The organism is Microbacterium sp. A93 (genome assembly GCF_051842835.1).
In genome coordinates this window covers 592,034-606,359 of record NZ_JBPXMT010000003.1, presented here as the reverse complement: position 1 = coordinate 606,359, position 14,326 = coordinate 592,034, and the positions used below count along the sequence as shown (strand labels likewise).

12 protein-coding genes are annotated in these 14,326 nt (G+C 69.6%); 9 read left to right on the top strand and 3 right to left on the bottom strand.

The window, feature by feature from the left end; all coding sequences use genetic code 11:
• Nucleotides 1-28: 28 nt before the first annotated feature.
• Nucleotides 29-1,165: a baeRF11 domain-containing protein gene (locus ACSU1G_RS10765; RefSeq protein ID WP_439279907.1), complete on the bottom strand. Its 1,137-nt coding sequence runs from the start codon at nucleotides 1,163-1,165 to the stop codon at nucleotides 29-31.
• A 107-nt stretch (nucleotides 1,166-1,272) separates the two neighbouring features.
• Between ACSU1G_RS10765 and ACSU1G_RS10760 the strand changes: the two genes are divergently transcribed.
• Nucleotides 1,273-1,776: a mycothiol transferase gene (locus ACSU1G_RS10760; protein ID WP_439279906.1), complete on the top strand. Its 504-nt coding sequence runs from the start codon at nucleotides 1,273-1,275 to the stop codon at nucleotides 1,774-1,776.
• A 48-nt stretch (nucleotides 1,777-1,824) separates the two neighbouring features.
• Here ACSU1G_RS10760 and ACSU1G_RS10755 read toward each other — a convergent pair whose 3' ends face one another.
• Complete coding sequence (locus ACSU1G_RS10755; RefSeq protein WP_439279905.1) at nucleotides 1,825-3,765, bottom strand: FAD-dependent monooxygenase; 1,941 nt, start codon at nucleotides 3,763-3,765, stop codon at nucleotides 1,825-1,827.
• A gap of 132 nt (nucleotides 3,766-3,897) precedes the next feature.
• On the opposite strand from ACSU1G_RS10755, the gene ACSU1G_RS10750 reads away from it, so the two are divergent.
• From ACSU1G_RS10750 to ACSU1G_RS10725, 6 genes are all read left to right on the top strand, one after another.
• On the top strand, nucleotides 3,898-4,857 hold the full coding sequence (locus tag ACSU1G_RS10750; protein WP_439279904.1) for a MarR family winged helix-turn-helix transcriptional regulator: 960 nt from the start codon (nucleotides 3,898-3,900) through the stop codon (nucleotides 4,855-4,857).
• Nucleotides 4,858-4,954: 97 nt separating this feature from the next.
• Nucleotides 4,955-5,341 (top strand): glycine cleavage system protein GcvH, encoded by a 387-nt coding sequence (gene gcvH, locus ACSU1G_RS10745; protein ID WP_439279903.1) that lies wholly within the window; start codon nucleotides 4,955-4,957, stop codon nucleotides 5,339-5,341.
• 67 nt (nucleotides 5,342-5,408) lie between these two features.
• Nucleotides 5,409-5,870 carry an FHA domain-containing protein gene (locus ACSU1G_RS10740; protein WP_439279902.1) on the top strand — a complete coding sequence of 154 codons (462 nt, stop codon included), beginning with the start codon at nucleotides 5,409-5,411 and terminating at the stop codon, nucleotides 5,868-5,870.
• Nucleotides 5,871-6,016: 146 nt separating this feature from the next.
• Nucleotides 6,017-6,703, top strand: a complete 687-nt coding sequence (gene ftsR, locus ACSU1G_RS10735; protein ID WP_439279969.1) for a transcriptional regulator FtsR — start codon at nucleotides 6,017-6,019, stop codon at nucleotides 6,701-6,703.
• A gap of 16 nt (nucleotides 6,704-6,719) precedes the next feature.
• Complete coding sequence (locus tag ACSU1G_RS10730; protein WP_439279968.1) at nucleotides 6,720-7,283, top strand: bifunctional nuclease family protein; 564 nt, start codon at nucleotides 6,720-6,722, stop codon at nucleotides 7,281-7,283.
• A gap of 210 nt (nucleotides 7,284-7,493) precedes the next feature.
• Complete coding sequence (locus tag ACSU1G_RS10725) at nucleotides 7,494-8,099, top strand: MerR family transcriptional regulator (protein WP_439279901.1); 606 nt, start codon at nucleotides 7,494-7,496, stop codon at nucleotides 8,097-8,099.
• Nucleotides 8,100-8,302: 203 nt separating this feature from the next.
• Here ACSU1G_RS10725 and ACSU1G_RS10720 read toward each other — a convergent pair whose 3' ends face one another.
• On the bottom strand, nucleotides 8,303-9,139 hold the full coding sequence (locus tag ACSU1G_RS10720) for a ParA family protein (protein WP_439279900.1): 837 nt from the start codon (nucleotides 9,137-9,139) through the stop codon (nucleotides 8,303-8,305).
• Between the two features lie 257 nt (nucleotides 9,140-9,396).
• Here ACSU1G_RS10720 and ACSU1G_RS10715 point away from each other — a divergent pair, with 257 nt between their 5' ends.
• Both ACSU1G_RS10715 and ACSU1G_RS10710 read left to right on the top strand, forming a co-directional pair.
• Nucleotides 9,397-12,840 carry a pyruvate carboxylase gene (locus ACSU1G_RS10715; protein WP_439279967.1) on the top strand — a complete coding sequence of 1,148 codons (3,444 nt, stop codon included), beginning with the start codon at nucleotides 9,397-9,399 and terminating at the stop codon, nucleotides 12,838-12,840.
• A 41-nt stretch (nucleotides 12,841-12,881) separates the two neighbouring features.
• A complete protein-coding gene (locus ACSU1G_RS10710) occupies nucleotides 12,882-14,312 on the top strand; it encodes a mycothione reductase (protein ID WP_439279899.1) in 1,431 nt (476 codons plus the stop codon).
• Nucleotides 14,313-14,326: the final 14 nt, after the last annotated feature.

The following is a 14,326-nucleotide window of genomic DNA, read 5'->3' as shown; positions in this document are numbered from 1 at the left end:
TGCCGACCTGACGTGAGGCCGGCCCGGCTCAGACGGCTGAGCGGAAGGTCGCGGCGATCTTCGCGCCGTCGGGCAGATCGGCACCCCGAACGGCCTTGACGGTCCCGCCGGAGCGCAACACCCTGGCGGCCACCTCGTCAGCGAGGCCGTAGGTGCGCGCGCTGGGCTCGTCCGCCGGGGTGACGTTGCCGTACTCGTCGATGGTCCCCTCCCGTTCGGCAGTCAGGTCGAACAGCAGCACCTCCACCTGTCCGGCCGTCGCCGCCTTGGCGATGTCCCGGAGCTTGGCGCTGGCCCGACCGTGGGCCCGGAGGGTGCCGAACCGCTCCCGCCATTCGGCCAGCTGGGCGGCGTAATTACGGTCCAGCACCTCGCGCCCCCGCCGGGCGAGCTCGTCCCGCCCCAGCGAGGCGGGATTCGCCGGGATGCCCTCCTCGACGAGTCGACGGTAGGTGTTGACCTCCCGATAGGCCGGTTCCAGGTCGGGACTGGCGGCCAGCACGAGGGGGTGGTTGGACCCGTTGATCTGCCGGAGCACCGCTTCCTGGACCGTCGAACAGTAGTCCCGGCGCTGGGCCTTGGGGCGCTGGTTCCCATCGGCACGCTGGCGGTCCATGCGGCCCTCGTTGTCCGAGGTCTCCAATTCCAGGCCCAGGTCCTCCGGCAGCCCCGTCAACTCGACCTCATGGCTGGAGGCGTCGGACTCGAGCGAGAGCAACCGGACGGAGCCCTTGGTCAGTGCGAGCACGAAGCCGCTGTGGGCGAAGGTCGTGGCACGGATCAACGGCCCGGTGTCGAAGCGGTCTCCGAGACTGGAATGGGTCCGCAGCCGGTTCATCAGCCGGAAGGCCCGCAGGCCTTCCGGGGAGACGAACACCGCCAGGGAGCGGGCCTGGGTGGACCAGAAGTCCCGGTCCTCCACGAGGCCGTCGACCAGCCCGAGGACGCGTTCCCGGTCGGCCGCCGGCAGATCAGCCGCGGCGCCGCCGGACAGCGCGTCCACGGCAGCCGTTCGCAGGGCGATCTGGGCGGACTCAGGTTGGCGGCCGATCGGGGAGTGGTTTCCGTCTGATCCAGAGGACGCAACATACACGCTCACGCTCGAGGCGTGTCGGTGTTGCGTGAGCTCGGCGAAATCGTCAGCTGAGGGTAGATCGATGCTCATGGGCACACGCTACCCACGGGCCTGGGAAAGCACACCAGTTGTCGCCCCCGGATTCACCCGGATCGGATACCTGACGTCCGCAGGTCCGCCCTGACACACTGAGTGCCATGGACTCTGTGGAACTGCTGAAAGACTTGGCCCATCGTCCGCTGGATGCCGTGGAGATGGTCTGGGACCGCATCGGTCCGGAGAACCTCAACGCCCATCCCGGCGGTCACCCCAACTCGATCGCCTGGCTGCTCTGGCACACGGGCCGGCAGATGGATGCCCAGGTGGCCCAGGCCGCCGGCCGACAGGAGGTCTGGAGCGCCCAGGGGTGGGAGACCAGGTTCGCCCTCGGGCTGCCGGATCCGGGCCACGGCTACGGTCATTCGGAGCAACAGGCTCGCGCCGTGGTGGTGCGGGATCAGGAGTTGCTGCGCGGCTACCTCCGGGCGGTGACCGAGGAGTCTGCCGATTACCTGGCCGGCGTGGCTGCGGCAGATCTGGACGAGGTCATCGACCGCCACTGGGATCCGCCGGTCACCCGTGGGGTGCGCCTGATCAGCGTCTACGCCGATGCACTGCAGCATGTGGGCCAGGCTGCGTACGTGCTCGGGATGCAGGGATGAGGCGGGGCCGGCCCGTGACCGGACCGGCCCCGCACTATCGAGTGGTTCCTACTGCTGGTCGAGCATGAAGGCGGCGAAGTACTCCGTCAGCTCGGCCCGTGACTGCAGCGGCATCACCCGGGCCACATACTGGTCCGGGCGAACCACCACCAGGGCGCCGCGCTCGCGGTCGATGCCACGCAGGTCGTAGATGTCCTGGGTGGCCTCGAGGCCGGGCACCGAGCCGAGGAGACGGCCGTTGGTCTTCTCCGCGGAGAACACCTTCTCGTAGTCGCGCAGTCCGAGCGTGCCCTTGATCGGGAACAGGAACTGGGGGATCGCGTTGAGGTCCACCTCGTGGTGGTCCTGCTGGAGGATCGCCCGGACATCGAACACGGCGTCATCAGCGGCACCGAGCGGGGTGAACCGCCGGACCGGAGAGTCGGGGGACTCATCCAGGAACGTCAGCAGCGCGCGGAGGTCCGAGCCCTGGTCCCCGGCATCCGCCGCGTCCCCGAAGGCGTAGAGGCGCCAGCGGCCGTCGGCCTCATGCACGTGCCCCAGCTGTTCGGGCTTGGCATCCGCCACCCGGATCACCGGGGCCGAGTGGAAGCGGGCGCCGACCTCGAAGCCGGTGGCCAGGCCCTGGTGCTCCGTGCCCCCGGTCAGCAGCGAGGACTCGTACACGGTGGACAGGCCTGCCGTGAACCGGCCGCCCGCCACGAAGTGGGACTCCACGTCATGGGCGGTGACGTCCGAGGCCTTGGAGCCGATCATCTTGGACCACCGCTTGTCGAACTCGATGAGCTCCTCGGCGATCTTCTGCCGCTCGCCCGAGTAGGTGGCCAACAGCGAGTTCGGGGAACGGCCCTGCAGCACGGCGGCCAGCTTCCAGCCGAGGTTGTAGGTGTCCTGCATGGACACGTTCATCCCCTGGCCGGCCTTCGCCGAGTGCGTGTGGCACGCATCCCCGGCGATGAAGACCCGGGGGTCGAGGCTGCCGGTCTGTGCGGCGGTGACGTCGTCGAAGCCGTCGGTGACGCGCTGCCCGACCTCGTAGACGCTCCACCAGGCCACATCGCGGGCGTCGAGGGAATAGGGGTGCAGGGCCTTCTGGGCAGCCGTGAGGATGTCCTCGAAGGTGGTGCGCTCGCGCACGCTGCGGTCCCCCTCGGGGAGGTCGCCCAGGTCCACGTAGTAGCGGACGAGGTTGCCGCCCTCACGGGGGATCTGCAGGAGGGATCCGGAGGCGGACTGCATGACGGCCTTCTTGCGGACATCCGGGAAATCCGTCACCGGCAGGATGTCCATGACGCCCCAGGCGTGGTTCTGGGCATCGCCGTGCAGCGAACGGCCGATCGAGGTGCGGATCACCGATCGGGCACCGTCGCAGCCCACCACGTAGCGGGCTTTGACCGTCCGGGTGGCGCCGGTGCCCTTGCCCTCTTCGTCCGTCTCCTCGAGGGTGACGGTGATCAGGGCGTCCGGGTCCTCGGGGATCTCGATACCGAGTGCCTTGAATCCGTAGTCGACCTCCAGCCGCGAGGCGGACTGGGCGGCCTTCTGAAGCAGCATCTCCTGCATGCGGGCCTGGTTGACGATCACGTGGGGGTATTCACTCAGCCCGTCCGCCACATCCTGGATCTGGCCGGAACGGATGATCCCGTCGCTCGTCTCCGGAGCCGGGGACCAGAACGTGGTCTCGTTGACCCAGTAGGCCTCGTTCAGCAGGGTCGGTGCCAGGCCGAAGGCATCGAACATCTCCACCGTCCGGCAGGACACGCCGTCGGCCTGGCCCACCGGAAGCGGGCCCTGGCGGCGCTCCACCACCCGTGTGTTGATCTCCGGGAACTCGGCCAGCTGGGCGGCCAGGACGGTCCCGGCCGGGCCGGTGCCGACGATGAGGACATCCACGGACTCGGGCAGGGGTCCCTGCGCGCCCTCGCGACCGGCCGCGGCCTCGTGGACGGTGGGATCGCCGTAGCGGTAGCCGTTCAGGTGGTATTGCATGGGGCTCCTTGATGCGATGGACGGTAAATCATCCGTGTACTGAGTTAATCTGCGAATATCCTACATCACACCAGTGATCAGGACCACAGTATGATGATCTGCGTACGGTGTACCTAGGGGAGGGAAGACATCATGGCGGGAGGGGATGAACCCGTGCTGGTTGGGCACGTGCTGCGGCGGTGTCAGCAGCTGCACAACGCCGTGTGGGCCGAGGAGGTCGGGGGCATCCTGACATCACCGCAGTACTCCGTGGTGCACTCCGTGGCCGCCGCGCAGGCGGCGGGTGGCGGTCTGCCGGACCAGCACTCCGTCGGCCGGGCGGCCGGGCTGGACCGGTCCACGGTCGCCGGTGTGATCCGCCGCCTCGAGCGGCAGGGGTGGTTGCGTCGGGAGCGTGATCCACGGGACGCCCGCCGCCGGGTCATCGGTCTGCCGGTGCCGTCCGAGGTGGCACTGCGCGGGCTGGCTCCGGCGGTGCTGGCCGTCCAGGAGCGGATCCTGGCCCCCGTGCCGGCAGAGGTGCGCCAGTGGCTCAGCGACGCGCTGGTGCAGCTGGCCCCCGCTGCCGACCCCGCCGCCGACCCCGCCGCCGACCCCGCCGCCGACCCCGCCGCCGACCCCGCCGCCGACCCCGCCGCCGACCCCGCCGCCGACCCCGCAGTGCCTCGATCAGTGACCGCAGCTCCCGACCGCCGGCCCGGGCACCTGATCCGGCTGGCCCAGCAGCGCCACACGGCACTTTGGGCGGAGGAACTCGGCGCCCGCCTCACCGGGCCCCAGTTCGCCGTGCTCCACGTGCTCGCCACCGCAGGACCATCACACCAGTCCGTCGTGGCCGAGCGTGCGGCGCTGGACCGCTCCAGCGCCTCAGAGGTCCTGCGCCGGCTCGAGGAGCGCGGCTGGACTGAACGGCGGCCGGAGCCCGGAGATCGCCGCGCGCTGCTGGTCTCGTTGACCGAGGCCGGCCGGACCCTCGTGGACTCCGTCGCCGGCGGGGTCGAACGCGTCCAGCAGCGCATCCTGGAACCGGTGCCACCGGGGGACCGCCGCCGGCTCGTGGAGGTGCTGGCCGTCGTCGCGCAGGGGGTGTGAGCGGACCTTGGCACTGTGCGGCGCCCGCCAGTAGTCTCAACGGTGTACCGCGAGGCCTGACTGGGGCCGGACCATTCATCTGTGATCTGGAGGAACCATGAGCAACATCCCCGAAGGACTTCGCTACAGCGCCGAGCATGAGTGGGTGTCCGGACCGGACGCCGACGGCGTCGTGCGGATCGGCATCACCGACTTCGCCCAGGACGCCCTGGGGGATGTGGTCTACGTGGACCTCCCCGAGCTCGGCGCGGAGATCGCCGCCGGGTCCACGGTCGGTGAGATCGAGTCCACCAAGTCCGTCAGTGACCTCTACGCGCCGGTGAGCGGTACCGTCAAGGCCCGCAATGAAGGCCTGGAGGCCGACCCGGCCCAAGTCAACACGGATCCGTACGGTGAGGGCTGGCTGATGGAGGTGACGGTCACCGACGCTTCGCAGGTGGACGGACTGCTCGATGCGGACGGCTACCGCCAGCAGGTAGGCTAGTCAGGTCACGAAAACACCACGGCCGTCGGGTCTGACACGACCGGTCGTACACATCCTCGGAGGAGCTATGTCACAGGACCGGACCCCAGCACCGGACGGCCGGAACGCGGGGACCGAACCGGAGGCGCAAACCACCAGCATCGGCCTGCCCGATCTCGGAACGTCGTCTGACCGCTCACTGGATGCAGAGGACCGAGCCGCCATCAACGCCCTGCCCGTGGGCTCCGCCCTGCTGGTGGCCCATGCGGGCCCGAATCAGGGGGCTCGGTTCCTCCTGGACCAGGACGCCACCTCGGCCGGCCGTCACCCCAATGCGGACATCTTCCTCGATGATGTGACGGTCTCCCGGAAGCACGCGGAGTTCCGCCGCTCCGGTGAGGGCTTCGTGGTGGCGGACTCAGGCTCCCTGAACGGTACCTACGTCAACCATGACCGGGTCGACTCGGTGGCGCTGCGCTCTGGGATGGAAGTGCAGATCGGCAAGTTCCGGCTGACGTTCTACGCCGGCACCCAGCGCCCCGCCGTCTGATCCGTTCCGGCGGGGTCCAGCTGACCCTCCCGAACCGACGACGACCGCTACCGAACAGAAGGCCGAGGACACTCGTGACCGCAGCAGCTTCCCGCCGCTCCCTATCCGCCGCATCGGCCGCCACCCACGGCGGACAGCGTGCCGTCATGAACATCGGCGAGGTGCTGGCCGAGCTGAAGGACCACTTTCCCCAGGTCAGTGCCTCCAAGATCCGTTTCCTCGAGGAGAAGGGGCTGATCACCCCTCGCCGGACGGCCGCCGGCTACCGGAAGTACACCGACGCCCACGTGGACCGGCTGCGCTTCATCCTGGCCCTGCAACGGGACCAGTACCTGCCCCTGAAGGTCATCAAGGACTATCTGGATGCGGTGGACCGGGGCGAGCATCCCGAGTCATTGCCGGGCGGACTCACCCTGACGCCGCGTTCGGTGTCCGACCAGCTGGCTCAGGAGCTCGCCGGCCATACGCGGCCCCTCACGCGTGCTGAGCTGCAGGGGATCTCCGGTGCCGGATCCAAGCTGTTGGATTCCCTGGAGCAGTACGGCATGGTCTCGGCCGACGAGAACGGACGCTATTCGGAACACAGCCTCAAGGCCGCCCGGTCCGCCGTCATCCTGGCGGACCACGGCCTGGAGCCACGTCACCTCCGGCCCTTCCGTGCGGCGGCGGACCGCGAGATGGGGTTGATCGAACAGGCCACGGCCCCACTGGCCACGCGCCGGGACTCAGTGGCCAGTGCGCGCCGCGCCGAAGCCGCCCGGGAGATCAGTGAGGCCTGCCTCGGCCTGCACAGCGCGCTCGTGGCGGCGGCCGTGGCCGAACTGGACGCGTGAGGATGCGGCGATGGCGATGAACCTGCCGGATATCGAGATGACCGTGCTCGGCGTGCGCGTCGAGTTGCCCGGCAATCAGCCGTTGGTGCTGCTCCAGGACCCGGGGACGGGGACGTTGGTGCCCATCTGGATCGGCGCCCCTGAGGCCAGTGCCATCGCCCTGTGGCAACAGGGCATCACCCCGCCGCGGCCCATGACACACGACCTGCTCGTGGAGATCGTCGCGGCGGCCGGCACCACGGTGGAGGCGGCGCGTATCAGCGCGGTGGAGGAAGCCGTCTTCCATGCCGAACTGGTGCTGGGCAATGGAGCGCGGGTGGATGCCCGCGCGTCGGACGCCATTGCCTGTGCCCTGCGGGCCGAGGCCCCCGTGCTGTGCGCCCCCGAGGTCTTGGAGGCCGCCGGGCTCGATCCGGAGCAGGCCCAGGATCCGGACGAGGACGGCGAGGATGGCGTCGACGAGGCCGTCACCGGGGTCGCCGGGACGGCCGAACGGGACGCGGAACTCAACCGTTTCCGGGAATTCCTGGACACCGTGGACCCTGAGGACTTCGCCGACGGCGGGCCCAGCCAATCCTGAGTCGGGCGACACGCGTGGACGAAAGGCGGCCGGGTCTTTGACCACGGACCCGTACCGGCATACCGTCAGGAGCAGAGGTTCCACATTGCCTGCCGGTCCAATCGCACCGATTGGCGGTTTGGTGCCGGGTCGATGCCCGGTGCCGTCCGTCGATCCGGACCGTCGGGCACCTTTCTTCCCCAGTGTGGATCCATGACCAGGAGGGTTCCAGTGAGTCCGAAGGGCGAGGCCGGGCAGTCCCCGGACGTGCATCACGTGTCATCCCCGCGCGGCCCAGCGCAGGGCATGCTGTTCACCGAAGACCTGCCCGTGCTGGATGAGAGCGCGGGCTACCGCGGCCCGACCGCCTGCAAGGCCGCGGGCATCACCTACCGGCAGCTCGACTACTGGGCCCGTACCGCCCTGGTGGTCCCCACCGTGCGGGGCGCCAAGGGCTCCGGCACCCAACGCCTCTATTCCTTCCGGGACATCCTCGTGCTCAAGGTCGTCAAGCGCCTGCTGGACACCGGGGTCTCGCTGCAGCAGATCCGGTCCGCCGTGGAGCACCTGCGGGAGCGTGGCGTGGAGGACCTGGCGCAGATCACCCTGATGAGTGATGGCGCCTCCGTGTACGAGTGCACCTCCGCGGATGAGGTCATCGACCTGGTCCAGGGGGGCCAGGGGGTCTTCGGCATCGCCGTGGGCCGCGTGTGGCGGGAGGTCGAGGGCTCCCTGGCGGAGCTTCCCTCCGAACAGCTCCAGGACGAGGCGTCCGAGGACTTCCCCGGGGACGAACTCTCCGAACGGCGCGCAGCCCGCCGCAAGTCGGCCTCCTAAGGCACCCCGACCCGACCAGGACCAGCAGGCCCAGCGCTCTACGGTGAGCCCAGGACACCCCCGTGTGTCCTGGGCTCACTGTGTTCTGGTCTCAGTGTGTCCTGGTCTCACGGTGCGCTGGGCTCGCCGTGGGGTGCACGACGACGGCCGGGGCACCCGGCAGCGCCGGTGCCCGCGCCGCTGGGTGTCCGGTGGTGTGGTCCTCAGTGCCGCCGCTGACTGCGCCGGCCCTGGGGCCGGTGCAGTGCGGCGAGCAATTCCTCGAAGAGCAGGGCGGACTGGGCGGCGGTCTCGCCTGGCCAGGCGTGGACCGGCCAGGCGGCGCCCTGGATCTGCTGCCAATTGCTCTGTTCGGGGATGGCCACCGGCAGCAGGCGGTCCCCGTACATGCGTTCCATCTCGCCGAGTCGGAACTGATGCTCCGTGCTGGCGGGGCGCACCCGGTTGGCCACCACGCCCGTGGTGCGCACGCCCTGGGCATACTCGGAACGGAACAGGTCCAGGGCCCTCAGGGTCCGTTCGGTCCCCGCCACGGAGAACAGGCTCGGCTCGGCCACCAGCAGGACATCCGTGGACGCCGCCCAGGCCATGCGCGTCACGCCGTTGAGCGCGGGTGGGCAGTCGATCAGCACGAGGGCGTACTTGGTGACGGTCTCCAGCAGGGTGGCGAGACGGCGTAGCTCCCGCGGACGGGTGGTGGGACGTTCAAAGAGGGAGGTGCGGGAGGAGCCGCGCACCACGTCCAAGGCCTTGGCGTTGCCCGGTGCCCCGGACTCGGCGGTGCCGGGCCTGTGGTCCGGCCAGCCCGAGGGGATCACGTGGTCGGCCAAGCTGATGCGCCGGGGCCGTTCCAGCAGGGTGCCGATGTCGTCCGTCTGCTGGCCCTGCTTGACGCCGAGACCGGTGGTGGCGTCGGCATGGGGATCCATGTCCACCACCAGCGTCGGGATGCCCTGCGCCCGGGCCGCCGAGGCCAGTCCGAGGGTGACCGAGGTCTTGCCGACCCCGCCCTTGAGGCTGGAGATGGAGATGATCTGCACGGTGTGGGAGTCCTGACTGTGGTGGGCGGGCTAGGAGCGGTCCCCGGCGAGGGGTCTGGTCTCAAGACCGGCCCCCAGTCTAATGCCGCACCGTCATGTGACTAGCGTCATAGGCGGTCGCCCGTCAATGTGCAAAACTGGCGCGTGACGTGAGCCACAACGAGGTGGCTCATCCGAGCGCAACCAGCGCCAGAGCGTGGACCGGCGAATCCGCCGGTCATCAAGGAGGTCCCATGTCCACTCGGACAACCGATGGCATGTTCAAAAAGGTCCTGGTGGCCAACCGCGGCGAGATCGCCGTGCGTGCCTTCCGTGCCTGCTATGAACTCGGTGCCCGCACCGTGGCTGTCTTCCCCTATGAGGACAGGAACTCGATCCACCGGCAGAAGGCCGACGAGGCCTACCGCATCGGTGAGGAGGGGCACCCCATCCGGGCCTACCTGGACGTGGACGAGATCATCCGGGTGGCCCGCGAGTCGGGCTGTGACGCCATCTACCCGGGCTACGGGTTCCTCTCGGAGAACCCGGACCTGGCCCGGGCCTGCGAGGAGGCCGGCATCGCCTTCGTCGGTCCGCCGGCGGACGTGCTGGACCTGACCGGCAACAAGGTCCAGGCCCTTCGGGCCGCTCAGGCCGCCGGCGTCCCGACCCTGGCGTCCTCCGATCCGAGCTCGGACGTGGACTGGCTCCTCGCTCAGGCCGAGGAGATCGGCTTCCCGCTCTTCGTGAAGGCTGTGGCCGGTGGCGGCGGCCGCGGGATGCGCCGGGTGGAGACCTCCGGTGATCTGGAGGAGTCCCTGAACGCGGCGATGCGTGAGGCCGGGACGGCCTTCGGCGATCCCACCGTCTTCCTGGAGCAGGCCGTCCTGCGCCCGCGGCACATCGAGGTCCAGGTGCTCGCGGACTCCACGGGGGAGACGGTGCACCTCTTCGAGCGTGACTGTTCCATGCAGCGTCGGCACCAGAAGGTCATCGAGATGGCGCCGGCGCCCAATCTGGACGATTCCATCCGGGAAGCCCTGTATGCGGATGCGGTGAAGTTCGCCCGCGCGATGAACTATGTCAACGCGGGCACGGTGGAGTTCCTCGTGGACACCGTCGGCGAGCGGGCCGGACAGCACGTGTTCATCGAGATGAACCCCCGCATCCAGGTGGAGCACACCGTCACGGAGGAGATCACGGACGTGGACCTGGTGGCCTCCCAGCTGCGGATCGCCGCGGGGCACAGCCTTCAGGATCTCGGTATCCGCCAGGAGGAGCTGCACATCCGCGGCGCCGCCATGCAGTGCCGTATCACCACCGAGGACCCGGCCAACGGCTTCCGGCCGGACACCGGCGCCATCACCGCCTACCGTTCGGCCGGTGGTTCCGGTGTCCGCCTGGACGGCGGCACCATCTACACGGGCGCCGAGATCTCGCCGCACTTCGACTCGATGCTGGTGAAGCTCACCTGCCGTGGGCGGGACTACCCGACGGCGGTGCGGCGCACCCGGCGCGCACTGGCCGAGTTCCGCGTACGCGGCGTCTCCACCAACATCCCGTTCCTGATGAACGTGCTGGACGACCCCTCGTTCATCGCCGGCGATGTGGCCACCGACTTCATCGACGCGCACCCGGAGCTGGCCCAGGTCAACCGGAGCCAGAACCGTGGGTCCAAGGCCTTGCAGTACTTGGCGGACGTCACCGTCAACCAGCCGCACGGCCCACGCGTCGACGGGATCGACCCGCGGGACAAGCTACCGCGTTTCCCCGGGGACAAGACGGAGGAACCAGACCGGAGCCCCTTCGACGGCCCCTCGGCCAGCCAGCCGCCGGCCGGGTGGCGGCAGGTGCTGCTGCAGAAGGGACCGGAGGGCTTCGCCGCCGAGCTACGGTCCCGCACCGAACTGGCCGTGACGGACACGACCTTCCGTGATGCCCACCAGTCCCTGCTGGCCACCCGCGTCCGCACCCGGGATCTGCTGGCGGCGGCCCCCGCCGTCGCGCACACCCTGCCGGGGCTGTTCTCTGTGGAGGCCTGGGGCGGGGCGACCTATGACGTCGCACTGCGTTTCCTGGCCGAGGACCCGTGGGCTCGCCTGCGCCTGCTGCGTGAGGAACTGCCGAACATCCCGCTGCAGATGCTCCTGCGGGGCCGCAACACCGTGGGCTACACGCCCTACCCCGTGGAGGTGACCAACGCCTTCGTGGAGGAGGCCGCCGCCACCGGGGTGGACATCTTCCGCATCTTCGACGCCCTCAACGACGTCCAGCAGATCGCCCCGGCCATCGAGGCGGTCCGGGCCACCGGAACGGCCGTGGCCGAGGCGGCCCTGTGCTACACGGGGAACCTCCTGGACCCGGAGGAGAAGCTGTACACGCTGGACTACTACGTCAAGCTGGCCCGGCAGATGGTCGATTCCGGTGCGCACATCCTGGCCATCAAGGACATGGCGGGGCTGCTGCGGCCCCAGGCTGCCCGCGAGCTGGTCGGCGCACTGCGCAGCGAGTTCGATCTCCCGGTGCACCTGCACACCCATGACACGGCCGGCGGCCAGCTGGCAACCCTGCTGGCTGCGGCCGATGCCGGGGTGGACGCGGTGGACACCGCGGTGGCCTCCATGGCCGGCACCACGAGCCAGGTGCCCATGTCCGCCCTGGTGGCAGCGTTGGAGCACGGCGAGCGGGACACCGGGCTGGGCCTGGACCAGGCCGCCGGGCTCGAGCCGTACTGGGAGACCGTCCGGGAGATCTACCGGCCCTTCGAATCCGGGCTCTCCGCACCCACGGGCCGCGTCTACCGGCACGAGATCCCCGGGGGACAGCTCTCCAACCTGCGCCAGCAGGCGATCGCCCTGGGGCTGGGGGACCGCTTCGAACAGATCGAGACGATGTACGAGGCGGCCAACACCATGCTCGGCAACATCGTCAAGGTCACGCCGACCTCCAAGGTGGTGGGCGATCTGGCCCTCCAGCTGGTGGGCATGGACGTGGACCCGGAGGCGTTCGCGGAGAACCCACAGGACTTCGACGTCCCCGATTCCGTCATCGGCTTCCTCTCCGGCGAACTGGGCGACCCGCCCGGTGGCTGGCCGGAGCCGTTCCGCGGCCGCGCCTTGCAGAACCGGGGCCAGCGCCGCCCCGAGGCGGAGCTGTCAGCCGAGGACCGCGCGGCGTTGTCCGCACCCGGAACCGAGCGGCAGTCCACGCTCAACCGCCTGCTGTTCCCCGGGCCCACCGGGGAGTTCGAGGCGAACCGGGCCGAGTTCGGCGACACCTCGGTGCTGCACACCCGCGACTGGCTGTACGGCATGGTGACGGGGCAGGAGCACGTGATCTCCCTGGGCAAGGGGGTCCGCCTCCTGACCACACTCCAGGCGATCGGCGAGCCCGACGCCAAGGGCATCCGCCCGGTCATGGTCACCCTGAACGGCCAGGCGCGGCAGATCACCGTCCGGGACCGGTCCGTGGAATCAACGGTCCGCGCCGCGGAGAAGGCCGACCCCTCAGTCCAGGGTCAGGTCGCGGCACCCTTCGCCGGGGCGGTCACGGTCACGGTCGCCGAGGGGGACACCGTGGAGGCCGGCGGCACCATCGCCACCATCGAGGCGATGAAGATGGAGGCGGCCATCACCACCCCGGTCGGCGGAACGGTCTCCCGCGTGGTGCTCTCCGGAACCACGCCCGTTGACGGGGGCGATCTGCTGCTCGTCGTGCAGTGACACAGCACGGGGACGGTGCCCGTGGGCCGTAGTCTGAACCCATGGGCACCGACACCACCGAACATTTTGACCTGATCATCCTCGGCTCCGGCTCCGGCAACTCGCTGGTCACCCCCTACTGGGATGACCAGCGGGTGGCCATCGTGGATTCCGGGGTCTTCGGGGGGACGTGTCTGAACCGGGGGTGCATCCCCACCAAGATGTTCGCCTATCCGGCCATGCTCGCCTCCTCCCCGCAGGAGGCCGCCCGGCTCGGCGTGGACCTGGACTTCGGCGGTGCCGACTGGCCCGGGATCCGGGACCGGATCTTCTCCCGGGTGGACGCGATCTCGGCTGGGGGACTCCACTACCGGGACGCGGAGCTCGAGCACACCACCGTGATCACGGAGGAGAGCCGGTTCACCGGAACCCACCAGCTGACGACCTCCGGTGGCCGGGTGTTGGAGGCCGAGACCATCGTGGTGGCTGCAGGGTCCCGACCGGCGTTGCCGGACGTACCCGGGGTGGACCGGCCGCAGGTGCACACCTCGGACACGATCATGAGGGTGGCCCGCCTCCCGGAGCGGCTCGTGGTGCTCGGCGGCGGATTCATCGCCGCCGAGTTCGCCGCGATCTTCTCGGGACTCGGCTCCTCAGTGGTCCAGGTCAACCGTTCCCCGCAACTGCTCCGCACCCATGATCAGACGATCTCCGAACGCTTCACCGAGCTGGCCTCACGGCAATGGGACCTGCGGACGGGTTGGACCCTGTCCCGGATCGAGGACGGGCCGGACGGTGGGGTCACCGTCCACCTGGACGGCCGGGACGGCTCCGCGCTGGAGCTCAACGCGGACGCCGTGTTGATAGCCCAGGGCCGGGTCCCGAACACCGATCGACTGGATGCCCGGGCCGCGGGATTGGATGTCCATGACGACGGCCGGCTCTCGGTGGACCAGTACCAGCGGCTGCTCTCCGACGGCCGACCGGTGCAGGGACTGTGGGCTTTGGGGGACATCTCGAACCCCGAACAGCTCAAGCACGTGGCCAACCACGATCAGCGGATCGTGGCCCACAACCTGGAACACCCGGAGGACCTGAGGGCCAATACGCTCGGACCCATACCCTCGGCGGTGTTCACGCGACCGCAGATCGCCACCGCCGGGCTGACGGAGGAACAGGCCGTCGCCGAATACGGCCATGACCGGATCAGCGTCAAGGTCCAGGACTACGGTGACGTGGCCTACGGCTGGGCCATGGAGGACGCCACGGGACTCTGCAAGCTGATCGCCGACCGGCACACCGGCCAGCTACTCGGGGCGCACCTGATGGGTCACGAGGCACCGAACCTGATCCAGCCCCTGGTGCAGGCCATGAGCTTCGGAGTGGATGCCCATGCCATGGCGCGAGGCCAGTACTGGATCCACCCGGCCCTGAGCGAGGTCGTGGAGAACGCCCTGTTGGGCCTGGACGTCCCGGACTCCGGGCGGCTGTAGCCGCCCGGAGGCGC

Bases quoted from the DNA above. Each gene is read 5' to 3' on its own strand.
- ACSU1G_RS10760 (WP_439279906.1), top strand. From the start codon at position 1,273: ATGGACTCTGTGGAACTGCTGAAAGACTTGGCCCATCGTCCGCTGGAT.
- ACSU1G_RS10740 (WP_439279902.1), top strand. From the start codon at position 5,409: ATGTCACAGGACCGGACCCCAGCACCGGACGGCCGGAACGCGGGGACC.
- gcvH (WP_439279903.1), top strand. From the start codon at position 4,955: ATGAGCAACATCCCCGAAGGACTTCGCTACAGCGCCGAGCATGAGTGG.
- ACSU1G_RS10750 (WP_439279904.1), top strand. From the start codon at position 3,898: ATGGCGGGAGGGGATGAACCCGTGCTGGTTGGGCACGTGCTGCGGCGG.
- ACSU1G_RS10715 (WP_439279967.1), top strand. From the start codon at position 9,397: ATGTTCAAAAAGGTCCTGGTGGCCAACCGCGGCGAGATCGCCGTGCGT.
- ACSU1G_RS10710 (WP_439279899.1), top strand. From the start codon at position 12,882: ATGGGCACCGACACCACCGAACATTTTGACCTGATCATCCTCGGCTCC.
- ftsR (WP_439279969.1), top strand. From the start codon at position 6,017: ATGAACATCGGCGAGGTGCTGGCCGAGCTGAAGGACCACTTTCCCCAG.
- ACSU1G_RS10765 (WP_439279907.1), bottom strand. From the start codon at position 1,165: ATGAGCATCGATCTACCCTCAGCTGACGATTTCGCCGAGCTCACGCAA.
- ACSU1G_RS10755 (WP_439279905.1), bottom strand. From the start codon at position 3,765: ATGCAATACCACCTGAACGGCTACCGCTACGGCGATCCCACCGTCCAC.
- ACSU1G_RS10730 (WP_439279968.1), top strand. From the start codon at position 6,720: ATGAACCTGCCGGATATCGAGATGACCGTGCTCGGCGTGCGCGTCGAG.